General features: G+C 69.5%; 1 protein-coding gene. It reads right to left on the bottom strand.

Annotated features, from left to right (window positions below):
- Positions 1-26 precede the first annotated feature (26 nt).
- The coding region (locus D7Y15_RS18840; RefSeq protein ID WP_148712804.1) for a non-ribosomal peptide synthetase at positions 27-26543 on the bottom strand (26517 nt) is incomplete at its 5' end.

Genomic DNA, 26543 nt, shown 5'->3' with positions numbered 1-26543 from the left:
AGACAGACACGGAGTGGAGGTTGTCTTCAACTGCCGGTGGCGTCGTTGGACGTAACGGCGGCCAGGGCGGAGCGCAGGTGCTCGACGACAGACCCGAGGTGCGGGTCCTGCATCAGCTCGTGGTGGCCACCGGGGACGTCGTGCACTTTCAGTTCGCCTCGCACGAGGGGCTCCCACCCGCGGTGACGAGGAATCGCTTCGGCGACGCCACTGGCGCTCAGGAGCAGGGCGGTGCCGTCGTACGGCTGGGGCACGTACTTCTCGTGGGCGAAGAGGTTGGCTCGGAAGACGTTGAAGAGGGCACGCAGTTGGGCCGGGCCGGACTGCGCGTCGAGGATGCGCGACCGGAGTCCTTCCTGCAGCAGGTGGCCCAGCATCACGTCGTCGCCCTGTGCCAGGGCTTCGTCCGGGGCGGAGAGCTCCTGGCCGAAGGCGGTGGCGGTGGCATGGGCGAAGGCGAGCCGCGCGCGGGCCTCGGAGTCGAGGTGCGTGGCTTCCTGGGCGGGCTTCGTCAGGCCGTGGACGTGGGCGTCGATGAGGGCGAGCAGGTCCACGGCTTCACCGGCCTCACGCAGGCGGCGGGCCATCTCGTAGGCGATGACGCCGCCGAGAGACCAGCCTCCCAGTTGGTAGGGGCCGTGAGGCTGCACCGTGCGGATGGCTTCGATGTAGAGGGTGGCCATCTCCTCGATGGACTCGGCGACGGGCCGTCCGTCGAGGCCACGGGACTGGAGGCCGTAGACGGGCAGCGAGGGCCCCAGGCGGCGCGCCAGTTCCGAGTAGGCCAGGACGTTGCCTCCGCCCGGGTGGACGAGGAAGAGCGGCCGGTGCCCGGGCTCTCCACGCTCCAGTGGGACGAGGGGCGTCCAGTCCTGTGAGTCGTCGCGGAGCACCTGCGCGAGCTGCTCGATGGTGGGCTGCTGGAAGAGGACGGAGAGAGGGAGGCTCAGGCCGAGACGCTCGCGCACGGCGGCGACCATGCGCACGGCGAGCAGGGAGTGGCCGCCCAACTCGAAGAAGCTGGAGCGGACGCCGACGGAGCGGACGCCGAGGAGGTCCTCCCAGATGCGAGCGAGCTGCATTTCGAGCGCGTCGCGGGGAGCGACGAAGTCCCGGGCTTCAACGGCGTGGGCGTCGGGCTCGGGCAGGGCCTTTCGGTCCACCTTGCCGTTGGCGTTGAGGGGCAGGGCGCCCAGCACGACGAGCGCGGAGGGGACCATGTACTCGGGCAGCCGCTGCTTGAGGCCCACCTTGAGGGTGTCCGCGTCCAGCGGGTGGCCTTCGCGAGCAGTGACGTAACCGATGAGGCGCTTGTCCGCGTCCGTGCCCCGGGCCACGACGATGGCCTCATTGACGCCAGTGGCGGAGCGCAGGGCTGCTTCGACTTCGCCCAACTCGATGCGGAAGCCCCGCACCTTCACTTGGAAGTCGACGCGGCCGATAAAGTCGATGGTGCCGTCCTCCCTCCAACGGGCCTGGTCGCCCGTGCGGTAGAGGCGCTCGCCCGAAGTGGAGGCGAAGGGATGGGGGACGAAGCGTTCCGCGGTCAGCTCGGGACGATTCAGGTAGCCCCAGGCCAGGCCGTGGCCTCCGACGTACACCTCACCCGCGACGCCTACGGGCACCGGGTGCAGGTGCGCGTCGAGCACGTAGACGGTGGAGTTGGAGAGGGGCCGGCCAATGGGGATGGCGCCTTCCACGCGCGTGCCGTGCTGCATGGAGAAGGTGGTGGAGAAGGTGGTGTTCTCCGTGGGGCCGTAGCCGTTGATAAACGTCGCACCTTCCGCAAGACGCGCGAGGTGTTCGCGCACTCGGGCGGCAGGCAGCACATCGCCACCAGCGAGGACCTGACGCACGCCCGCGAGCGCTTCGCCCTGGTGCAGGGCCGTCTGCTCGAAGAGGGCGGCGGTGAGCCACAGGGACGTCACGCGGTGGTGGCGCAGCTGGGCGGCCAGCTCCTCCAGCGACAGGGAATGAGGCGGAGCGAGGACGAGCTTCGCGCCGTGCAGCAGTGCGCCCCAGATTTCGAGCGTGGACGCATCGAAGGCCACGGGTGCGAACTGGAGCCAGACTTCGTCGGGCCCGAAGCGCATGAAGGTGCTGCCGAGCACCAGGCGGGTGATGCCCCGGTGCGGCACACAGACGCCCTTGGGACGCCCCGTGGAGCCCGAGGTGAACATGACGTAGGCGAGAGACTCGCTATCCACGGAGACGTCGGGCGCATGCATGGGCCGCGAAGCGATCTCCGCGGACTGGGCATCCATCCAGACGCGAGCGCCGGTGGCGGGGAGCAACGAAGCGAAGGGCTGGTGCGTGACCACCACTCCGACGTCCGCGTCCTCCAGCAGCATCGCGATGCGTTCCACGGGGGCATTGCGGTCCACGGGGACGAAGGCCGCGCCCACCTTGAGGATGGCGAGGAGCGCGGTCACCAACTCGAAGGAGCGCTCGACGGCAAGGCCCACACGCGCACCCGGGACGATGCCCAGGGCACGCAGGTGCCACGCCAGTTGGTTCGCGCGCTCGTCCAGTTGGGCGTACGTCAGCGAATCATCCCCCAGCACGAGGGCGACAGCGTGAGGCGTGCTCTGGGCCTGCCGGGCGAAGTGGACGTGGACCGGAATCTCCGTCGGGCTGGTGACGCCCGTGTCGTTCCACTCCACAAGGACGCGCTGGCGCTCGTCGTTGGAGAGGAGCGGCAGGTGGGCCATGGGCTGCTCGGGCTTCGCGGCCACGGCCTCCAGCAGCGTGCGCAGGTGGCGGGCCATCCGCTCCATCGTGCTCCGCTCGAAGAGGGCGGTGCTGTACTCCAGCGTGCCTCGCAGTCCTTCGGACGTCTCCGTGAAGAAGACGCTCACGTCGAACTTCGAAGTCGACTGGGTGGCTTCCAGTCCGCGGAGACGGAGCTCTGGCAGACGCACGTCCTCCGTGGGCACGTTCTGGAGCGCGAGCAGCGTCTGGAAGAGAGGCGTGTGGCTGAGGCTGCGCGTCGGCTGCAGGATCTCCACCAGCTTTTCGAACGGCACCTCCTGGTGCTCGTACGCGTCCAGCACCGTGGCGCGCACCTGCTGGAGCAGCGCCTGGAAGGACTGGCCCTCGTCCACCTTCGCGCGCAGGACGAGCGTGTTGACGAAGAAGCCGATGAGGCCCTCCGTCTCCGCACGCGTGCGGCCGGCAATGGGCGAGCCCACGCTGATGTCCTGCTGGCCCGTGTAGCGCGACAGCAGGCCCTGCCATGCCGCGAGCAGCACCATGAAGAGCGAACCGCCTTCACGGTGGCCCAGGCTCCGCAGGGCTTCCGTCAACTCACGCGACAGAGTGAAGCCGAGGGTTGCACCCGAAGTGCTCCGGACCGCAGGACGCGGCCGGTCCGTGGGCAGCTCCAGCACGGCCGGAGCGCCGGAGAGCTTCCCCTCCCAGTAGGCCATTTCCTGCCGCAGCGTCTCACCCGAAAGCGTGCGGCGCTGCCAGTCCGCGTAGTCCGCGTACTGAACGGGAAGGGCCGGAAGGGGCGACGGCTGTCCCGCGGAGAAGGCCGCGTAGAGGGCAGTGACTTCACGCACCAGCACACCCAGCGACCAGCCGTCGGAGACGATGTGGTGCAGGGTGACGACGAGCACGTGCTCGTGTTCGGCCAGCTTGAAGAGCAGCGTGCGGATGAGCGGACCGGTGCGCAGGTCGAAGGGTCGGCGCATCTCCTGTTCCACCTGGAACCGCGCTTCGGGCTCGCGCTGAGTCTCCGGCAGGTCCGAGAGGTCCACGAGCCCCAGGGGCACCGGACTGTCGGGGTGGATGCGCTGGACCGGTTCACCGTTCACCTGGGTGAAGGTGGTGCGCAGGGCTTCGTGTCGGCGCACGACTTCCTGCAGCGCGCGCTCGAGCATGTCCGCGCGCAGGTGGCCCTCCAGCCGGACGGCGACGGGCATGTTGTAGAGGGGGCTGCCCGGTTCGAGCTGATCAATGAGCCACAGCCGCTGCTGGGCGAAGGACAGCGGCAGCGGACCGTCATGCGAGACGCGGGTGAGCGGCGAAGTGCCCGTGCGGGTGAGTCCCGAGAGGCGAACCGCGAGCGCTTCCACGGTGGGGGATTCGAAGAGCGCGCGCAGGGGCAGTTCCACGCTGAGCTCCGCGCGCACGCGCGACACCACCTGGGTGGCCAGCAGCGAGTGCCCACCCAGCGCGAAGAAGGAATCCTTCACGCCCACCTGGGGCAGGCGCAGGACTTCCGCCCAGATGGAGGCCAGCTTCGCTTCGACTTCGGTGCGAGGCGCTTCGTAGGTATTGCCGGACTGGGGCGCCTCCGGCTCCGGCAGGGCCTTGCGGTCGACCTTGCCGTTGGAGTTGAGGGGCAGGGCCTCCATCACCACGAAGGTGGAGGGCACCATGTACTCGGGGAGGCCCTGACGCAGATGGGCCTTGAGGGCTTCCACCTCCAGCGACGCATTCACCTTGGGCGTGACGTAGGCGACCAGCCGCTTGTCGGCGGCCTCACCCTTCGCGACGACGACGGCGTCCTTGAGTCCTGGAGTGCGACGGAGAGCGGCTTCGATTTCGCCCAACTCGATGCGGAAGCCACGCACCTTCACCTGGAAGTCGATGCGGCCGAGGTACTCCAGGCGCCCGTCGAGGCGGTAACGGACGCGGTCGCCCGTGCGGTACATGCGGCCGCCGGGAGGGCCGTAAGGCTCGGGGACGAAGCGCTCCGCGGTGAGTTCCGGACGCAGCAGGTAGCCACGCGCCTGTCCTTCACCCGCGAGGTACAGCTCACCTGCGACACCCACGGGCACCGGCTGCAATGAGGCGTCCAGCACATAGGCGCGCGTCGCGGGTAGCGGGCGGCCGATGAGGGGCACTTCGTCACGACTGACGAGGGAGGCGGTGGAGTAGGTGGTGTCCTCGGACGGGCCGTAGAGGTTGAAGAGCTTCTCAACCGTGGGGACGGCGTAGACCTGCTTCGCCAGCGTCTCCGGGAGGGCTTCACCGGCGAGGTTGATGACACGTACTGAAGGCGGCACCGCGCCCAGGCGCAGCAGCTGCGCCATGGCGGAGGGCACGGTGTTGACGAGGGTGACGTGGGACGCGGTGGGCAGCTCCGCCAGGTGCAGGGCGTTGCGTGCCACGACCACCGCACCGCCACTGCTCAACGGCGCGAAGAGTTCGAAGACGGAGAGGTCGAAGTTGAGGCTCGTCGCGGCGAGGGTGCCCTTCAGTTCCTCCGGCGAGAAGGTCTCCAAAGCCCAGTGGAGGAAGGAGACAGCGTTGCCGTGGGAGATGGCGACGCCCTTGGGGCGGCCGGTGCTTCCGGAGGTGTAGATGAGGTAGGCGAGGTGGCCGGAGTGGATGCCCACCTCAGGCTTCGTGGTGGGCTGCTTCGCCAGCTCCGCGTCCGAGTCGAGGCACACCGGCGTGGCGGATGTCTCCGGTAGCGCTGAGAGCAGATGGGAGTGAGCGACAAGGGCAGGACCCTGAGCGTCCTCCAGCAGCCAGCCCAGACGCTCACGCGGGTAGCTGGGGTCCAGCGGCACGTAGGCGCCGCCAGCCTTGAGGATGCCGAGGGCACCAATGACGAGGTCTTCAGTGCGCTCGACGCACAGTCCGACGCGGACTTCAGGCCCGACACCCAGGCCACGCAGACGGTGCGCGAGTTGGTTCGCCTTCGCGTCCAGCTCCCGATACGTCAGCTGTCGCTCGGGAGTGATGATGGCCAGGGCATCCGGTGTGCGGCGCACCTGCGCTTCCACCATCGCGGGGATGCTGGACTCCTGCGCCACCTGCGATGCAGGCGGATTCCAAGCGACGAGGAGTTGCTGGCGCTCGGGGTCGGTGAGCAGAGGCAGGTCACCCAGTCGGGTGTCCGGCTTCTTCGCGATGGCCTCCAGCAACACGCCGAAGTGCCCAGCCATGCGCTGGATGGTCTCGGCGTCGAACAGGTCTGTCGCGTACTCCAGCGTGCCGACGAATCCGTCCCGGCCTTCACGCAGACCCAGGGAGAGATCGAACTTCGCGAAGTGGGCGTCCAGCGGCAGGGCCTGGAAGGACAAGCCCGGCAGGCGCAGCGCCTCGGTGGGCGTGTTCTGCAGGACGAACATGGCCTGGAAGAGCGGACTGCGGCTCAGGTCGCGTGTGGGCTGCACGGCTTCCACCAGCTTCTCGAACGGCAGGTGCTGATGTTCGAAGGCCGCGAAGGTCGTGCCTCGCACTTGAGTCAGCAGTTCACGGAACGTTGCACGCGAATCCAACTGGGCGCGCAGGACGAGCGTGTTGATGAAGAAGCCAATCAGGCCTTCGGTCTCCGCCTGTGTGCGGCCGGCGATGGGCGTGCCCACGCTGACGTCATCCTGTGCGGAGTAGCGCGACAGGAGCACCTGGAACGCCGCCAGCAACGTCATGAACGGCGTGGCACCTTCCCGTTGTGCCAAGGCCTTGAGCGCGTGAGAGATCTCCGAGGGGATGCGCACGTCCACCGTTGCGCCCCGGTGGGACTGCACGGGCGGCCGCGGGCGGTCCGTGGGCAACTCCAACGCCGCGGGTGCTCCGGAGAGCTGCTGCTTCCAGTAGTGGATCTGCGCGTCCAGTGCCTCGCCCTGGAGCCAGTTCCGCTGCCAGGCGGCGAAGTCCGCGTACTGCACGGACAGCGGCGCGAAAGCCGGCGTGCTGCTCGTGGAGAAGGCTTCGTAGAAGGCCACCATCTCCCGGACGAGGACGCCCATGGACCAGCCGTCGGAGACGATGTGGTGCATCGTCACGAGCAACAGATGTGAGTCCTCGGTCAGCCGCACCAACGTGCTGCGCAGCAGCGGTCCCCTGGCGAGGTCGAACGGCTTCCGCGCTTCCGCGTTGGCCAGCCTGCGCGCCTCGTCTTCCCGCAGCGTCTCAGGCCGGGTTGAGAGCTCCACGAGCGGCAGTGTCCAACCACTGGGCGCGTGGACCGTCTGGATGGGCTGATCCTGGTGCTCGTGGAAGGTGGTGCGCAGGGCGTCGTGACGGGCGACGAGCGCCTCGAAGGCACGGCGCAGGGCCTCGACGTCCAAGTGCCCCGAGAGCTGGAGGGCAGTAGGGATGTTGTACGACGCGTCGCCGGGCTGGAGCTGATCCAACAGCCATAGCCGTTGCTGAGCGAAGGACAGCGGCAGCGGACCGTCATGCGAGACGCGGGTGAGCTTCGGAGCCTGGGAGGTGGCGCTCCCGTGCAGCCGCCCGGCGAGCGCCTCCACGGTGGGGGACTCGAAGAGCGCGCGCAGGGGGAGTTCCACGTTGAACTCCGCGCGGACGCGCGACACCACCTGGGTGGCCAGCAGTGAGTGCCCGCCCAGCTCGAAGAAGGAGTCCTTCACGCCCACCTGGGGCAGACGCAGGACTTCCGCCCAGATGGAGGCCAGCTTCGCTTCGACTTCCGTGCGAGGCGCTTCGTAGGTGTTGCCGGACTGGGGCGCCTCCGGCTCCGGCAGGGCCTTGCGGTCCACCTTGCCGTTGGAGTTGAGGGGCAGGGCGTCCATCACCACGAAGGTGGAGGGCACCATGTACTCGGGGAGGCCCTGACGCAGATGGGCCTTGAGGGCCTCCACTTCCAGGGAGGTCTCAGCCTTGGGCGTGACGTAGGCGACGAGGCGCTTGTCGGCGGCCTCACCCTTGGCGACGACGACGGCGTCCTTGAGTCCCGGGGCGCGGCGGAGCGCGGCTTCGATTTCGCCCAACTCGATGCGGAAGCCGCGCACCTTCACCTGGAAGTCGATGCGGCCGAGGTACTCCAGGCGCCCGTCGAGGCGGTAACGGACGCGGTCGCCCGTGCGGTACATGCGGCCGCCGGGAGGACCGAAGGGCTCCGGTACGAAGCGCTCCGCTGTGAGCTCCGGGCGAAGCAGGTAGCCACGAGCCTGGCCTTCACCCGCGAGGTACAGCTCACCTGCGACACCCACGGGCACCGGCTGGAGAGACGCGTCCAACACGTAGGCACGCGTCGCGGGCAGGGGCCTGCCGATGAGGGGCACCTCGTCCCGACCGACGAGGGAGGCGGTGGAGTAGGTGGTGTCCTCGGAAGGCCCGTAGAGGTTGAAGAGCTTCTGCACCGTGGGGACGGCGTAGACCTGCTTCGCCAACGTCTCCGGCAGGGCCTCACCGGCGAGGTTGATGACACGCACGGAGGGCGGCACCGCACCCAGGCGCAGCAGTTGCGCCATGGCGGAGGGCACGGTGTTGACGAGGGTGACGTGAGAGGCCGTAGGCAGCTCCGCCAGGTGCAAGGCGTTGCGTGCCACGACCACCGCACCACCACTGCTCAACGGAGCGAAGAGTTCGAAGACGGAGAGGTCGAAGTTGAGGCTCGTCGCGGCGAGGGTGCCCTTTAACTCCTCCGGCGAGAAGGTCTCCAGGGCCCAGTGGAGGAAGGAGACAGCGTTGCCATGGGAGATGGCGACGCCCTTGGGACGGCCGGTACTGCCGGAGGTGTAGATGAGGTAGGCGAGATGGCCGGGGTGGATGTCCACCGCGGGGGCCGTCGTCGGCTGCTTCGCCAGTTCTGCATCCGAGTCCAAGCACACCGGCGTGGCACTGGTTTCGGGCAACGCCGAGAGCAGATGGGAGTGCGCGACGAGTGCAGGGCCCTGGGCGTCCTCCAGCAGCCAGCCCAAGCGCTCACGCGGGTAGCTGGGGTCCAGTGGCACGTAGGCACCACCCGCCTTGAGGATGCCGAGGGCACCAATGACGAGGTCTTCAGTGCGCTCGACACAGAGGCCGACGCGGACTTCGGGCCCGACGCCCAAGCCGCGCAGGCGGTGCGCGAGTTGGTTCGCCTTCGCGTCCATCTCCCGATACGTCAGCTGCCGCTCGGGAGTGATGATGGCCAGGGCATCCGGAGTGCGGCGCACCTGCGCTTCCACCATCGCTGGGATGCTGGACTCCTGCGGCACCTGCGATGCGGGGGGATTCCAATCGACGAGGATCTGTTTGCGCTCGGAGTCAGTGAGCAGCGGCAGGTCACCCAATCGGGTGTCCGGCTTCGTCGCGAGGGCCTCCAGCAATACGCCGAAGTGTCCAGCCAGGCGCTGGATGGTCGCCACGTCGAACAGGTCCGTCGCGAAGTCGAATGAACCGACGAATCCGTCTCGGCCTTCACGCAGACCCAGGGAGAGGTCGAACTTGGCGAAGTGTGATTCCAGCGGCAGGGCCTGGAAGGACAAGCCCGGCAGGCGCAGCGCCTCGGTGGGCGTGTTCTGCAGGACGAACATGGCCTGGAACAGCGGGCTGCGGCTCAGGTCGCGCGTGGGCTGCACGGCCTCCACGAGCTTCTCGAACGGCAGGTGCTGATGGTCGTAGGCCGCGAGCGTCGTGTCTCGCACCTGGGCCAGCAGCTCCCGGAACGTCGCGCGCGGGTTCAGCTGGGCGCGCAGGACGAGCGTGTTGATGAAGAAGCCGATGAGGCCTTCGGTCTCCGCCTGGGTGCGGCCGGCGATAGGGGAGCCCACGCTGACATCGTCTTGCGCGGAGTAGCGCGACAGCAGCACCTGGAACGCCGCCAGCAACGTCATGAACGGCGTGGCGCCTTCCCTCTGCGAGAGCGCCTTGAGGGCATCCGCGATGTGCTTGGGAATGCGCACTTCCACCGAGTCACCCCGGTGCGACTGCACGGGCGGGCGCGGGTGGTCCGTGGGCAGCTCCAACGCAGCGGGTGCTCCGGAGAGCTGCTGCTTCCAGTATTGGATCTGCGCGTCCAGTGCCTCGCCCTGGAGCCAGTTCCGCTGCCACGCCGCGAAGTCCGCGTACTGCACGGGCAGCGGCGGGAGCGAGGGCGACTGGCCCGTGGAGAATGCCGCGTAAAAGGTCGCCACTTCCCGGACGAGGACCCCCATGGACCAGCCGTCGGAGACGATGTGGTGCATCGTCACGAGCAACAGGTGTGAGTCCTGTCCCAGCCGCACCAGCGTGCTGCGCAGCAGTGGTCCCCTGGCGAGGCCGAACGGCTTCCGTGCTTCCTCGTTGGCCATCCGCCGCGCCTCTTCTTCCCGGAGTGCTTCAGGCCGGGCGGAGAGGTCCACGAGCGGCAGAGTCCAACCGCCGGGAGCGTGGATGTTCTGGATGGGCTGGTCCTGGTGCTCGTGGAAGGTGGTGCGCAGGGCCTCGTGGCGCTGGATGAGCGCTTCGAAGGCACGGCGCAGGGCTTCCACGTCCAACTGCCCAGAGAGCTGGAGCGCGGTGGGGATGTTGTACGACGCGTCTCCAGGCTGGAGCTGATCCAACAGCCACAGCCGCTGCTGCGCGAAGGACAACGGCCGCGGGCCGTCCGCGTGCGTCTGGGTGGGCGCGGGCAGGTGGAGGTTCGGCGTGGCCGTCTGGAGCCGCTCCGCGAGCGCGGCCACGGTGGGCGCTTCGAAGAGGGCCCGCAGCGGCAGTTCCACGCGGAACGTGGCGCGCACGCGCGAGACGAGCTGGGTCGCCAGCAGCGAATGACCGCCGAGCGCGAAGAAGTCGTCGTGGACGCCCACGCGCTCCACACGCAGCACCTGAATGAAGAGGGCCGCGAGCTGCTCCTCGGTGGCGGTGCGCGGCGCGACGTAGGTGGACCCGAGCGCCGTGCCCTGGGGCGCGGGCAGTGCCTTGCGGTCCACCTTTCCGTTGGTGTTGAGCGGCAGGGCCTCCAGCACGAGGAACGCGGACGGCACCATGTACTCGGGCAGGTTCTGCTTGAGGAAGGTGCGCAGCTCGGTGGAGTCCAGGGACTCTCCCGCCTCGGGGACAAGATAGGCGACGAGCCGCTTGTCTCCGGGCACGTCCTCGCGGGCGAGGACGACGGCTTGATGCACGGCGGGATGTCCCAGCAGGCGGGACTCGATTTCACCCAGCTCGATGCGGAAGCCGCGGATCTTCACCTGGAAGTCAGCGCGGCCCAGGTAGTCGAGCATCCCGTCCGCACGCCAGCGCACCACGTCGCCCGTGCGGTAGAGGCGTGCACCGGGCGTGGAGGAGAAGGCATCCGGGATGAAGCGGTCCGCCGTCAGCTCCGGCCGGTTGAGGTAGCCGCGCGCGACGCCCTCACCACCGATGAAGAGCTCACCCGCGACGCCCACGGGCACGGGGCGCAGCGTGCGGTCCAGCACGTAGACGCGGACGTTGGGCAGGGGCCTGCCGATGGTGGGAGAGGGGGAAGCGTCGAAGGCGCAGGCGGTGGCGTCGACGGTGCACTCGGTGGGGCCGTAGACGTTGAAGACGCGAGGGCGCGGGGCCTGGGCGAGGTGGCGCCAGGTGGCGGGGTCCACGGCTTCACCCCCCACGAGGACGCGGTGGGGGATGGCCCTGCGCTCCAGCAGGCCTTCATCCACCAGCAGGCGCAGGTGCGCGGGAGAGCAGTCGAGGACGTCGAGGGCGTCCTGGGCAATCCGGTTGACGAGCTCGCCGACGTCGGCGCGTGCCTCGTCGGGGACGATGCAGAGGGTGTGGCCGTCGAGCACCTGGATGAGCTGTTTGACGGAGGCATCGAAGGAGAGCGGAGCGTTGACGCTGACGCGCTCCCCGGGCTGGGCGTCCGCGTGCACGGTGGCGGCGAGGGCGACGCGAAGATTGAGCACGGAGCGGTGCTGAATCATCACGCCCTTGGGGCGGCCGGTGCTGCCGGAGGTGTAGATGATGTACGCCAGATGCTCCGGCGTGACCGACGTCACCGGCGAGTCCTGGGACTCAAGAGCGAAGTCCGCGGAGTCGGAGTCCAGGCAGAGGGTGTGCGCGGAGTGCGGAGGAAGAGAGTCGCGCAGGCGCTGCTGGGTGAGGACGACGGGAGCGCCGGTGTCCTGGAGGACGTGGGCGAGCCAGTCGCGCGGGTAGCTGGGGTCGATGGGGACGTAGGCGCCACCGGCCTTGAGAGTGCCGAGGATGCCGACGAGGGCCTCCACGGAGCGCTCCACGCAGAGCACGACGCGCACGTCGGGGCCGACGCCCAGCTTCACCATCCGGTGCGCGAGCTGATTGGCGCGCGTGTCCAGCTCACGGAAGGTGAGCTGCTCCTCGCGGCAGATGACGGCCAGCGCGTCGGGCGTGCGAAGGGCCTGGGCGCTGAAGGCGTCATGGAGGCAGAGGTCGCGAGGGAACTCGGCGCTGGGGCCATTCCAGTCCACGAGGAGCCGCTGCCGCTCTGGCGCGGTGAGCAGGGGCAGGCCCGCGAGCGTCGCGTCCGGCTGGGCGGCGATGGCCTCCAGCAGCACGCCCAGGTGTCCGGACATTCGCTGGACCGTCGAAACATCGAAGAGGTCCGTCGCGTACGTCAGCAGCCCGACGAAGCCCTGGGGTGACTCGCCGAGGGTGAGCGTGAGGTCGAACTTGGAGGACCGGGTGTCCACCGGGACGCTCTGGAAGGACAGCCCGGACACGCGGAGCGCTTCGGTGGGCGTGTTCTGCAGGGAGAACATCGCCTGGAAGAGCGCGCTGCGGCTCAGGTCTCGCGAGGGCTGGAGGACCTCCACCAGCTTCTCGAAGGGCAGGTGCTGGTGCTCATAGGCCGCGAGCGTCGTGCGGCGCACCTGCGCGAGGAACTCACGGAAGGTCGCCTGCGGCTGCACGTGGGCGCGCAGCACGAGCGTGTTGACGAAGAAGCCGATGAGGCCCTCGGTCTCCGCCTGGGTGCGGCCCGCGATGGGCGTACCCACGCTGATGTCGTCCTGCGTGGAGTAGCGCGACAGGAGCAGCTGCCAGGCCGCGAGCAGCAGCATGAAGGGCGTGGCGCCTTCATCCTGGGCCAGGGCCTTCAAGGACTGGGAGACCTCCAACGGGATGCGCACGTCCACCGTGGCGCCTCGGCGTGACTGCACCGGCGGACGCGGGCGGTCCGTGGGCAGGTCCAGCGCGGAAGGTGCCCCCCCGAGCTGCTTCTTCCAGTAGCCCAGCTGCGCGTCCAGGGCCTCACCCTGGAGCCAGCCTCGCTGCCACATCGAGAAGTCCGCGTACTGCACGGGCAGCGGCGGGAGCGAGGGCCACTGGCCCGCGACGAAGGCTTCGTAGAAGGCCGCCACTTCCCGGACGAGCACGCCCATGGACCAGCCGTCGGAGACGATGTGGTGCATCGTCACCAGCAACAGGTGCGAATCCTGTCCCAGCCGCACCAGCGTGCTGCGCAGCAACGGGCCCGTGGAGAGGTTGAAGGCACGCCGGGCTTCCGTGGCCGCCGCGCGCTGGGCCTCCTCCTCCCGCTGCGTCTCAGGCAGGGACGTCAGGTCGATGAGGGGCAGCTCCCAGCTGGAGGGCTCCTGGATGCATTGCGACGGCTCCTCCTGCGACGTGGAGAGCGTGGTGCGCAGCGATTCGTGGCGCTCCACCAGCGCTTCGAAGGCGCGGCGCAACGACTCCAGGTCCACCGGGCCCGTCAGTCGCAGGGCGGTGGGGATGTTGTACGAGATGTCTCCCGGCTGGAGCTGATCCAGTAGCCACAGGCGCTGCTGCGCGAAGGACAGCGGAATGGCGCCTTCTCGTGGCATGGGCCGCAGCGGCGGTGCGCGGAGCCCGGTGGTCTGGGCCTCCTCGAGCTTCGGCGCGAGGCGTTCGACGGTGGGCGCCTCGAAGAGGGCCCGCAGCGGCAGCTCCACACGGAAGGTGGAGCGCACGCGCGAGACGAGCTGGGTGGCCAACAGCGAGTGGCCTCCCATGGCGAAGAAGTCGTCCCGCACGCCGATGCGCTCCACGCGGAGGACCTCGGCGAAGAGGGTGGCCAGCTGCTCCTCGGTGGCGGTGCGCGGCGCGACGAAGACGGTGCTCCGAGGCGTGTTCCCCGGCTCCGGCAGGGCCTTGCGGTCCACCTTGCCGTTGGCGTTGATGGGCAGCGCGTCCAGCACCATGAAGGCAGACGGCACCATGTACTCGGGCAGCCGCTGCTTGAGGCCTGCCCGGAGCGTGTCCGGGGTCGGCGCATGGCCCGCGCGCGCGGTGACGTAGCCGATGAGGCGCTTGTCCGCGCCGGTGCCCCGCGCCACGACGACCGCTTCGTTGACGCTGGCGGCGGAGCGCAGCGCGGTCTCGATTTCGCCCAGCTCGATGCGGAAGCCACGTACCTTCACCTGGAGGTCGACACGGCCCAGGAAGTCGAGCGTGCCGTCCTCCCTCCAGCGGGCCTGGTCTCCCGTGCGGTAGAGGCGCTCGCCCGGACTGGAGGCGAAGGGGTGGGGGATGAAGCGCTCCGCGGTCAGGTCCGGGCGGTGCAGGTAGCCCCAGGCCAGACCCTGGCCGCCGACGTACACCTCGCCGGCAATGCCCACGGGCACCGGGTGCAGGTTCGCGTCGAACACGTAGACCGTGGAGTTGGAGGGCGGCCGGCCGACGGGGATGGCTCCTTCCACGTGCGAGCCATGCCCCATGGCGAAGGTGGTGGCGAGGGTGGTGCTCTCCGTGGGGCCGTAGGCGTTGTGGAAGCTGGCGCCTTCGGGGATGCGGGCCAGGTGCTCGCGCACGCGGTCCGCGGGCAGCACGTCGCCACCGGAGAGAATCTGGCGCACGCCCGCGAGCGCTTCACCCTGGTGCAGGGCCATCTGCTCGAAGAGCGCGGTCGTCAGGAACAGCGTCGTCACACCATGGTGGCGCAACAGCGCGGCCAGCTCCTCCAACGACAGCGAGTGGGGCGGAGCGAGGACGAGCTTCGAACCATTCAGCAGCGCGCCCCAGATTTCGAGCGTGGAGGCGTCGAAGGCGATGGGGGCGACATGCAGCCAGACCTCGTCCGCGCCGAAGCGCATGAAGGTGCTGCCGACCACCATTCGCGTGATGCCCCGGTGCGGAATGCAGACGCCCTTGGGACGGCCGGTGCTCCCGGAGGTGAACATCACATAGGCCATGGCCTCGCCGTCCACGCGGACGTCAGGGACGTGGGTGGGCCGCGTGGCGATGACGTCTCGCTGCGCATCCAGCCAGACGCGGGTGCCGGTGGCGGGCAGCAGTGACGCGAAGGGCTGGTGGGTGACGACGAAGTGGACGTCCGCGTCCTCCAGCAGGGACGCGATGCGCTCCACGGGCGCATTGCGGTCCACGGGGACGTAGGTGGCACCCACCTTGAGGATGGCGAGGAGCGCCGCGACCAGCTCGAAGGACCGCTCGACGGCGAGACCGACACGCGCACCCGGAACGATGCCGAGGTCGCGCAGGTGGTGGGCCAGTTGGTTCGCGCGCGCGTCCAGCTGCGCATACGTCAGCGAGGCCTCCCCCATGACGAGGGCGATGGCCTCGGGCGCGCGCTGCGCCTGCCGCGCGAAGTGGACGTGGACGGGAATGTCCGTGGGACTGGCGACGGCGGTGTCGTTCCACTCCACGAGGATGCGCTGCCGCTCCTCGCTGGAGAGGAGGGACAGCCCGGCCACGGACTGCTCGGGACTGGCGGCCACGGCCTCCAGCAGCGTGAGCAGCTGACGGGCCATCCGCTCCACGGTGCCGCGCTTGAAGAGCGCGGTGCTGTACTCCAGCGAACCCACGAAGCCCTGGGGCGAGTCCTGCATCGCCAGGTTGAGGTCGAACTTCGCGGAGCGCCCTTCGGTGATGACCTGCTGGAAGGTGAGTCCGCGAACGCGCAGGTCTCCCACCGGGGCGTTCTGGAGGGCGAACATCACCTGGAACAACGGGCTGCGGCTCGCGTCCCGCACGGGCTGGAGGACCTCCACCAGCTTCTCGAAGGGCAGGTGCTGGTGCTCGTAGGCCGCGAGCGTCGTGCCGCGCACCTGGGCGAGCAGCGTCCGGAAGGAGTCCTCCGGCGCCACGCGCGTGCGCAGGACGAGCGTGTTGACGAAGAAGCCGATGAGGCCCTCGGTCTCCGCCTGCGTGCGGCCCGCGATGGGCGAGCCCACGGTGATGTCGTCCTGCGCGGCGTAGCGCGACAGGAGCACCTGGAAGGCCGCCAGCAGCACCATGAAGGGCGTGGCGCCTTCACGCTGGGCCAGCGCCTTGAGCGCGTCGGACGTCGCCTGGGGAATCCGGACGGAGACGGCCGCGCCCTGGTGGGACTGGATGGCCGGACGCGGATGGTCGGTGGGAAGCTCCAGCGCGAACGCCGCGCCCGCGAGCTGCTGCTTCCAGTAACCCAGCTGCGCGTCCAACGCCTCTCCCTGGAGCCACTGGCGCTGCCGTTCCGCGAAGTCCGCGTACTGCACCGGCAGCGGGGCCAGCGTGGGCGTCTGGCCGGAGGTGAAGGCCTCGTAGAAGGTGATCAGCTCGCGGACGAGCACGCCCATGGACCAGCCGTCGGAGACGATGTGGTGCATCGTCACGAGCAGGAGGTGGTCCTCCTCCGCCAGCCGTACCAGCGTCGTGCGCAGGAGCGGTCCGCGCTCCAGGTGGAAGGGCTGGTTCGCCTCCTTCGCGATGCGGCGCTGGGCCTCGGCTTCGCGCTGCGCGTCGGGCAGCGAGGACAGGTCCACGAGCGGCAGTGCCCACGCGTCCGGCAGGTGGATGTGCTGCGTGGCCTGGCCTTCATGCTCATGGAAGGTGGTGCGCAGGGATTCGTGACGCGCGACCAGGGACTCGAAAGCGCGGCGCAGCGACGCCACGTCCACCGGCCCCTGCAGCCGGAGCGCGGACGGAATGTTGTACGACGCATCCCCCGGCGTGAGCTGATCCAGGAACCAGAGGCGTTGCTGGGCGAAGGAGAGCGGAATGGCTCCCTTGCGTGAGGTGGGCCGGAGCGGAAGAGCCCCTCGGGCCGCGGCGGGCCGCGCGTCCGCGAGCTTCAGCGCGAGAGCGGCGACGGTCGGCGCATCGAAGAGGGCCCGCAGGGGCAGCTCCAACCCGAGCGTGGTCCGCACGCGCGAGACGAGCTGGGTGGCCAGCAGCGAGTGGCCTCCCAACGCGAAGAAGTCATCGTGGAGGCCCACCTGCTCCACCCGGAGGACTTCGGCGAAGAGGGCCGCCAGCTGCTTCTCCGTGGCGGTGCGCGGTGCGACGTAGGCGACGGCGCGCGCGGTCTCCTCCGGCTCTGGCAGGGCCTTGCGGTCCACCTTGCCGTTGGCGTTGAGAGGCAGCGCGGTCAGCACCACGAAGGCCGCCGGCACCATGTACTCCGGCAGGCTCCGCCGGAGCTGGGCCTTGAGCGCGTCCGAGTCCAGCGAGTGGCCTTCGCTCGCGCTGACGTAGCCGATGAGGCGCTTGTCCGCGTCCGCGCCCCGGGCCACGACGACGGCCTCGTTGACGCCCGAGAAGGCGCGCAGCACGGCTTCGATTTCACCCAGCTCGATGCGGAAGCCCCGCACCTTCACCTGGAAGTCGACGCGACCCAGGAAGTCGAGCGTGCCGTCCGCCTTCCAGCGGGCCTTGTCGCCCGTGCGGTAGAGGCGCTCGCCCGGCGTGGACGCGAAGGGATGGGCGACGAAGCGTTCCGCGGTCAGGTCGGGGCGGTTCAGGTAGCCCCAGGCCAGACCCTGGCCTCCGACGTACACCTCACCCGCGACGCCCTCGGGCACCGGGCGCAGGTTCGCGTCGAGCACGTAGACGGTGGAGTTGGAGAGCGGCCGGCCGATGGACACCGAACCGCCCACCACCGAGTCGCGATGCATGGCGAAGGTGGTGGAGAAGGTCGTGTTCTCCGTGGGGCCGTAGCCGTTGATGAAAGTGGTGCCTTCCGGCAGGCGGGCCAGGTGCTCGCGAACGCGGGAGGCGGGCAGCACGTCGCCACCCGCGAGGACCTGGCGCACGCCCGCGAGCGCTTCGCCCTGGTGCAGGGCCATCTGCTCGAAGAGGGCGGCGGTGAGCCAGAGCGACGTCACGCGGTGGTGGCGCAGCTGCGTGGCCAGTTCCTCCAGCGACAGGGAGTGTGGCGGAGCGAGGACGAGCTTCGCGCCGTGCAGCAGCGCGCCCCAGATTTCGAGCGTGGACGCGTCGAAGGCAACAGGGGCGGCCTGGAGCCAGACTTCATCCGGCCCGAAGCGCATGAAGGTGTTGCCGAGCACCAGGCGCGTGATGCCCCGGTGCGGCGCGCAGACGCCCTTGGGGCGGCCCGTGGAGCCCGAGGTGAACATCACGTAGGCCAGGGCTTCACCGTCCACGCGGACGTCCGGCGCATGCGTGGGGCGCGCGGCGATCTCCGTGGCCTGGGTATCCAACCAGACGCGGGTGCCGGAAGCGGGCAGCAGTGACGCGAAGGGCTGGTGCGCGATCGTCACGCTGACGTCCGCATCCTCCAGCAGTGCGGCGATGCGCTCCACGGGCGCATTGCGGTCCACGGGGACGAAGGCCGCGCCCACTTTGAGGATGGCGAGGAGCGAGGTCACCAACTCGAAGGACCGCTCGATGGCGAGGCCGATGCGTGCACCGGGGACGATGCCCAGGGCCCGCAGGTGATGGGCCAGTTGGTTCGCGCGTGAATCCAACTGGGCATACGTCAGCGAGTCATCCCCCAGCACCAGGGCCACCGCGTCGGGCGTGCGCTGTGCCTGCTGGGCGAAGTGGACGTGGACTGGCACATCCGTCGGGCTGACGGCGGCCGTGTCATTCCACTCCACGAGGACGCGCTGACGCTCCTCGCTGGAGAGGAGGGACAGCCCGGCCACGGGCTGGTCGGGCTTCGCGGCCACGGCCTCCAGCAGCGTGCGCAGATGGTTGCCCATCCGCTCGAGGGTGCTCCGCTCGAAGAGCGCGGTGCTGTACTCCATCCAGCCGGTGAAGCCCTGCGGTGAGTCCTGCAACGTCAGGGTGAGATCGAACTTGGCGGAGTGGCCCTCGGCGACGACCTGCCGGAAGGTGAGGCCCGGCACGCGCAGCGCTTCTCCCGGGGCGTTCTGGAGGACGAACATCACCTGGAAGAGGGGGCTGCGGCTCGTGTCCCGCACGGGCTGGAGCACCTCCACCAGCTTCTCGAAGGGCACGTGCTGATGCTCGTACGCAGCGAGCGTCGTGCCGCGCACCTGGGCGAGCAACTGGCGGAAGGAACTCTCCGGCGTCACGCGAGTACGCAGGACGAGCGTGTTGACGAAGAAGCCGATGAGTCCTTCGGTTTCCGCCTGGGTCCGGCCCGCGATGGGCGAACCCACGGTGATGTCGTCCTGGCCTGCGTAGCGAGACAGGAGCACCTGCCAGGCCGCGAGCAGCACCATGAAGGGCGTGGCACCTTCGCGCTGGGCCAGGGCCTTGAGCGCGTCGGACGCAGCCTGGGGAATCCTCACGGCGTGGGTCGCGCCCGCGTGGGACTGGATGGCCGGGCGGGGATGATCCGTGGGCAGCTCCAGCGTGGCCTGAGCCCCTCCGAGCTGCTGCTTCCAGTAGCCCAGCTGCGCGTCGAGCGTCTCGCCCTGGAGCCAGTCGCGCTGCCACGCCGCGAAGTCCGTGTACTGCACCGGCAGCGGGGCCAGCGCGGGCGCTTGACCGGTACTGAAGGCTTCATAGAAGGCCACCAGCTCGCGGACGAGCACGCTCATGGACCAGCCGTCGGAGACGATGTGGTGCATCGTCACGAGCAACAGGTGTTCTTCCGCCGCCAGCCGCACGAGCGCGGTGCGCAGCAGCGGACCGTTCCGCAGGTCGAACGGCTGACGTGCGTCCGCTTCGACCTTCCGCTGTGCTTCGTCTTCGCGCCGCGCCTCGGGCAGCGTGGAGAGGTCGGTGAGCGGCAACGCCCACGTGCCGGGCGTGTGGATGTGCTGGGTGGCCTGCCCCTCGCTGTCGCGGAAGGTGGTGCGCAGGGCGTCGTGACGAGCGACCAGCGCTTCAAACGCGCGGCGCAGCGACTCCACGTCCACCTGGCCCGTCAGCCGGAGCGCCGTGGGGATGTTGTAGGACGCATCGCCCGGCGTGAGTTGATCCAGGAACCAGAGCCGCTGCTGGGCGAAGGACAGGGGCTGAGGCCCGTCCACCTCGGTCCGGGTGAGCGGCGGGAGGCGGAGGCTCGGCGTCTGGGATTGGAGGCGCTCGGCGAGCGTGGCCACGGTGGGCGCTTCGAAGAGGGCCCGCAGCGGCAGCTCCGCGCGGAAGGTGGCGCGGATGCGAGAGACGAGCTGGGTGGCCAGCAGGGAGTGGCCTCCGAGCGCGAAGAAGTCGTCGTGGATGCCCACGCGCTCCACGCGCAGCACCTGCGTGAAGAGGGTGGCGAGCTGCTCCTCGGTGGGAGTGCGCGGCGCGACGTAGGTGGAGGCGAGCGAGGTGCCCTGGGGCGCGGGCAGTGCCTTGCGGTCCACCTTGCCGTTGGTGTTGAGCGGCAGCGCCTCCAGCACGAGGAGCGCCGAGGGGCGCATGTGTTCCGGCAGGAGCTGCTTGAGCCAGTCCTTGAGGGACTCGGGCGTGGGCGCGGACTCCGTGCCTTCCGGAGGCACCACGTAGGCCACGAGCCGCTTGTCGCCGGGCACATCCTCGCGCGCCAGCACCACTGCTGCGTGCACCTGGGGGTGCTTGAGGAGCGCGGCTTCGACTTCACCCAGTTCGATGCGGAAGCCGCGGATCTTCACCTGGAAGTCGGCGCGGCCCAGGTAGTCGAGCATCCCATCCGTGCGCCAGCGCACCACGTCGCCCGTGCGGTAGAGGCGGGCACCGGGCGTGGAGGAGAAGGCATCCGGGATGAAGCGGTCCGCGGTCAGCTCCGGCCGATTGAGGTAGCCGCGCGCGACGCCCTCACCGCCGATGAAGAGCTCACCGGCGACGCCCACGGGCACGGGGCGCAACGTGCGGTCGAGCACATAGACGCGGACGTTGGGCAGGGGCCTGCCGATGGTGGGAGTCGGAGACGCATCGAAGGCGCAGGCGGTGGCGTCGACGGTGCACTCGGTGGGGCCGTAGACGTTGAAGACGCGCGGGCGAGGGGCCTGGGCGAGGTGGCGCCAGGTGGCGGGGTCCACGGCTTCACCACCCACGAGGACGCGGTGGGGGATGGACTTGCGCTCCAGCAGGCCTTCATCCACCAGCAGGCGCAGGTGCGCGGGAGAGCAGTCGAGGACGTCGAGGGCGTCCTGGGCAATCCGGTTGACGAGTTCGCCGACGTCAGCGCGTGCCTCGTCGGGGACGATGCAGAGGGTGTGTCCGTCGAGCACCTGGATGAGCTGCTTGACGGAGGCGTCGAAGGACAGCGGCGCATTGACGCTGACGCGCTCCCCAGGCTGAGCATCCGCGTGCACGGTGGTGGCGAGAGCGACGCGAAGATTGAGCACGGAGCGGTGCTGAATCATCACGCCCTTGGGACGGCCGGTGCTGCCAGAGGTGTAGATGATGTACGCCAGATGCTCCGGCGTGACCGACGTCACCGGAGCGTCCTGGGACTCAAGAGCGAATTCCGCGGAGTCGGAGTCCAAACAGAGGGTGTGCGCGGAGTGCGGAGGAAGCGAATCGCGCAGACGCTGCTGGGTGAGGACGACGGGAGCGCCGGTGTCCTGGAGGACGTGGGCGAGCCAGTCACGCGGGTAGCTGGGGTCGATGGGGACGTAGGCGCCACCGGCCTTGAGAGTGCCGAGGATGCCAACGAGGGCCTCCACGGAGCGCTCCACGCAGAGCACGACGCGTTCATCGGGGCCGACGCCCAACTTCACCAGCCGGTGCGCAAGCTGATTGGCGCGCGTGTCCAACTCACGGAAGGTGAGCCGTTCCTCGCGGCAGATGACGGCCAGCGCGTCGGGCGTGCGAAGGGCCTGGGCGCTGAAGGCGTCATGGAGGCAGAGGTCGCGAGGGAACTCGGCGCTGGGGCCATTCCAGTCCACGAGGAGCCGCTGCCGCTCCGGAGCGGTGAGTAGCGGCAGGCTCGCGAGCGTCGCGTCCGGCTGCGTAGCGATGGCCTCCAGCAGCACGCCCAGGTGTCCCACCAGGCGCTGCATGGTCGAGGCATCGAAGAGGTCGCTGCTGTACTCCAGGACGCCCACGAAGCCCTGGGGCGAGTCCTGCATCGTCAGCGTCAGGTCGAACTTCGCGGAGTTCGATTCGAGCGGAAGCTGCTCGAACAACAGGCCCGGCACGCGCAGCGCTTCCATGGGCGTGTTCTGCAAGGAGAACATCGCCTGGAAGAGCGCGCTGCGGCTCAGGTCGCGAACGGGCTGGAGGGTCTCCACCAGCTTCTCGAACGGCACGTGCTGGTGCTCGTAGGCCGCGAGCGTCGTTCCACGCACCTGGGCCAGCAACTGGCGGAAGGTCGCCTGTGGCTGCACGTGGGCACGCAGCACCAGCGTGTTGACGAAGAAGCCGATGAGGCCTTCGGTCTCCGCTTGCGTGCGGCCGGCGATGGGCGTGCCCACGCTGATGTCGTCCTGCGTGGAGTAGCGCGACAGGAGCAGCTGCCATGCCGCGAGCAGCAGCATGAAGGGCGTGGCGCCTTCACGCTGGGCCAGGGTCTTGAGGGCGTCGGAGAGTTGCGCGGGGACGCGCATGTCCACCGCGGCGCCCCGATGCGACTGCACGGGCGGACGCGGACGGTCCGTGGGCAGGTCCAGCGCGGCGGGTGCTCCCGCGAGCTTCTCCTTCCAGTAGGCGAGCTGGGTCTCCAGCGTTTCGCCCTGGAGCCATGATCGCTGCCAGACGGAGAAGTCCGCGTACTGCACGGGCAGCGGCGCGAGGGTGGGCAGGTGATCCGTGTGGAACGCCGCATAGAGCGCGGTGAGCTCACGGACGAGGACGCTCATGGACCAGCCGTCGGAGACGATGTGGTGCATCGTCACCAGCAGCAGGTGCTCCGCGTCGCCCAGGCGCACCAGCGACGTGCGGAGGAGCGGGCCGGCTTCCAGGTCGAAGGGACGCCGGGCCTCCAGGTTCGCGAGGCGCCGCGCCTCTTCCTCCCGCCGGGCCTCGGGCACCGAGGACACGTCGAGCAGGGACAGCGTCCACGTCCCAGGCGAGTGGATGCGCTGCGCGGGCTCGCCCTGGTGCTGGAAGAAGGTGGTGCGCAGCGTTTCATGCCGTGCGACCAGCGTCTCGAAGGCACGGCGCAGGGACTCCACGTCCACCTGGCCCTTCAGGCGAAGGGCCGCGGGGATGTTGTACGCGGCGCTGCCCGGCTGGAGCTGATCCAGCAGCCACAGCCGCTGCTGCGCGAAGGACAGGGGCGGCGGGCCCTCGTGGGTGGCGACAGGGAGTGGCGGGAGCCGGGAGCCAGCGGCGGAGGTGCGCAGGCGCTCGGCGAAGGCGGCGACGGTGGGGGCCTCGAAGAGGGCTCGAAGCGGCAGCTCCGCACCGAAGGCCGCGCGGACGCGGGAGACGAGCTGGGTGGCCAGCAGGGAGTGGCCACCGAGTGCGAAGAAGTCATCGTGGACGCCCACGCGCTCCACGCGCAGGACCTGGGCGAAGACGTCCGCGAGCTTCTCTTCGGTGGCGTCGCGAGGAGCGACGAAGTCCGCGAGCGGTGAAGCGTCAGGGACGGGCAGTGCTTTCCTGTCCACCTTGCCATTGGGGCTGAGGGGAAGGGCCTCCATGACGACGAAGGCGGCGGGTACCATGTACTCGGGCAGCCGCTCCTTGAGGAACGTGCGCACCGCCGAGGTGTCCAGTTGCTGGCCCGAAGTGGGCGCGACGTAGGCGACGAGGCGCTTGTCACCGGGGACGTCCTCACGAGCGAGGACGGCGGCTTCGTGCACGGAAGGATGGGCGAGGAGAGAGGCCTCGATTTCGCCCAGTTCGATGCGGAAGCCACGCACCTTCACCTGGAAGTCGAGCCGCTGGAGGTAGTCCAGCTGGCCGTCGGCGCGCCAGCGCACGACGTCACCCGTGCGGTAGAGGCGGGCACCCGGCGTGGAGGAGAAGGGGTGCGGGATGAAACGCTCAGCACTGAGGGCCGGCTGACCCAGGTAGCCCCAGGCGAGGCCTTCACTGGCGAGGAAGAGCTCACCGGGGACACCCACGGGCACCGGCTGAAGGTGGGCGTCGAGGACGTAGGTGCGGGTGTTGGCGATGGGCCGTCCGATGGGAGGCCGCGTGCCGTCGTCGCGCGAGGAGGCAGCGACGGGGGTGAAGGTGGCGACGACGGTGCTCTCGGTGGGCCCGTAGTGGTTGAAGAGGGCGGCGGGGAATGAAGGAGGCGGCCCGTGGTGGAGGGCGTCTCCGCCCGTCAGCAGGGCACGCAGGGCGATGGGGCGAGGCCACTCCTCACGCAGCACGGCCTCGGCCAGGGGCGTCGGCATGAAGCAGGTGGTGATGGCTTCGCGTGCCAGCCATTGCAGCAGTTGGGATGGCTCCGCACGCACGGCGTCGGGCGGGACGACGAGGCTGGCGCCAGAGGCGAGGGAAGGCCACACCTCCCAGGTGGAGGCGTCGAAGGCGACGCCCGCGGTGAGGGCCGTGGAGTCCTTGGGCGTCAGCGCGTAGGTGCGCTGGTGCCAGGAGACGAGGTTCATCAACGCGCGGTGGTGGACAGCGACGCCCTTGGGCCGTCCGGTGCTGCCGGAGGTGTAGATGACGTAGGCCAAATCCTCCGGGCCCACGGGCATCACCAGCAGCGGCTGCTGGTGCGCCGCAGTCTCCACTTCGAGCGCGAGGACACGAGCGGAGAGGGGCGGCAGCGAGTCGCGCAGGTGCTGCTGGGTGAGGAGGACAGAAGCACCGCAGTCCTCCAGCATGAAAGCCAGACGCTCCGGCGGGACACCGGGAGAGATGGGGACGTAGGCGGCGCCCACCTTGAGTGCGGCGAGGAGGCCCGCCACCAACTCCGGAGAGCGCTCGGCGAGGACGGCGACGCGGCTGCCACGGGAGACACCGGCCGCGTGGAGTTGGACGGCAAGGCCATGGGCCCAGGCGTCGAGGCCCGCGTAGCTGATGCTTCTCTCCCCCATGCGCACGGCGACCGCGTCCGGCTCGCGTTGGGCGTGCTCCGCGACGACGTGGTGGATGCAGGTGTCGCGCGGGAAGGCGACGTCCGTCTCGTTCCATTCAACGAGGAGATGCTGCCGCTCCGCCGCCGTCATCACCTCCAGCGTGGACACGCGAGCGTCGGGCTGGGCGGCGAGGGAGGAGAGAAGGACGCCGAAGTGGCCCATGAGGCGCTGGGCGGTGGAGGCGTCGAAGAGGTCGGAGCTGTACTCGAGGAAGCCGGTGAGGCCCTGAGGCACCTCGAAGAGGGTGAGGGCCAAATCGAAGCGAGAGGAGTTGCCCTCCAGGGGAATGGGCTGGAAGGCCATGCCCGGCACGCGCAGGGCTTCTGCGGGTGCGTTCTGCAGGACGAGCATGACTTGGAAGAGCGGGCTGCGGCTCAAGTCACGCGAGGGCTGGAGGACCTCCACCAGCTTCTCGAAGGGAACGTGCTGGTGCTCGTAGGCCCCGAGCGTGGTGGCCTTCACCTGGGCCAGCAGCTGGCGGAAGGTCGATTGAGGCTGGACCTGCGTGCGAAGGACGAGGGTGTTGACGAAGAAGCCGATGAGGCTTTCGGCCTCTGCGTGAGTACGGCCAGCGATGGGGGAGCCGACGCTGATGTCGTCCTGGCCGGAGTAGCGCGACAGTAGCAGCTGGAAGGCGGAGAGCAGCAGCATGAAGGGAGTAGCGCCCTCCCGCTGAGCCAGGCTGCGAAGGGAGTCCGTCAGCTGCGACGGGAAGTGCACGGGCACCGTGGCACCGCGCCGTGACTGCACTGCTGGACGAGGACGGTCCGTAGGCAGCTCCAGTGCGGCGGGGGCGCCGGCCAACTGGCGCTTCCAGTAGCTGAGCTGTGACTCCAGCGGCTCCCCCTGGAGCCACTGGCGCTGCCAGAGGGCGAAGTCCGCGTACCGCACGGGCAGCGGTGGCAGGGAGGGAGCCCGGCCGCCACTGAAGGACTCATAGAGGCTTGCCAGCTCGCGGACGAGGACGCCCATGGACCAGCCGTCGGAGACGATGTGGTGCATCGTCGCGAGGAGGACGTGGGAATCCTCTGAAAGCTTGAGGAGGGCTGTGCGCAGCAAAGGCCCGTGGACGAGGTGGAAGGGCTGCCGGGCCTCACGGGTGGCAAGCCGCAGCGTCTCCGCCTCGCGTGCGGACTCCTCCAGGGAAGAGAGGTCTTCCACCGGGAGCGCCCATGCGGCCGGGGCATGGATGCGCTGGAAGGGCTGGCCCTCCTCTTCGAAGAAGGTGGTGCGCAGCGCTTCGTGCCGCGCCACCAGCGCTTCGAAGGCACGGCGAAGGGCTTCCACGTCCAGCCGGCCCAGGAGGCGCAGCGCGACGGGCAGGTTGTAGGAGGCGTCGTCCGGGGTCAGCTGATCGAGGAACCAGAGGCGCTGCTGCGCGAAGGAGAGAGGCAGGTGGCCTTCGGTGCGCGTGCGCGTCAGGGAGGGCAGACGCGTGCCGGTCGTGGCGCGCTGGAGGCGTTCAGCCAGGGCAGCGATGGTGGGGGCCTCGAAGAGGGCACGAAGCGGCAACTCCACGTCGAGTGCCGCACGCACGCGGGCCACCAACTGCGTGGCGAGCAGCGAGTGGCCACCCAGTTCGAAGAAGTTGTCCGCGCGACCCACGGTGGGCACGCGAAGCACTTCGCTCCACAGGGCCGCGAGCTTCTCCTCCAGCGGGGTCGCCGGAGCCTCGTAGGCGTGCGAAGCCCGAAGCGCGCTTACGTCCGGAGCAGGGAGTGCCTTGCGGTCCACCTTGCCGTTGGACGTCAGGGGCAGCGCTTCCAGGGGGACGAAGGCCGCGGGCACCATGTACTCGGGCAGGTGCTGCTTGAGGTATGCGCGGAGGGC

It is taken from the genome of Corallococcus sp. AB030, from assembly GCF_003668965.1.
Lineage (GTDB): Bacteria > Myxococcota > Myxococcia > Myxococcales > Myxococcaceae > Corallococcus > Corallococcus exiguus.
This window is presented reverse-complemented; position numbering and strand designations above follow the sequence as displayed.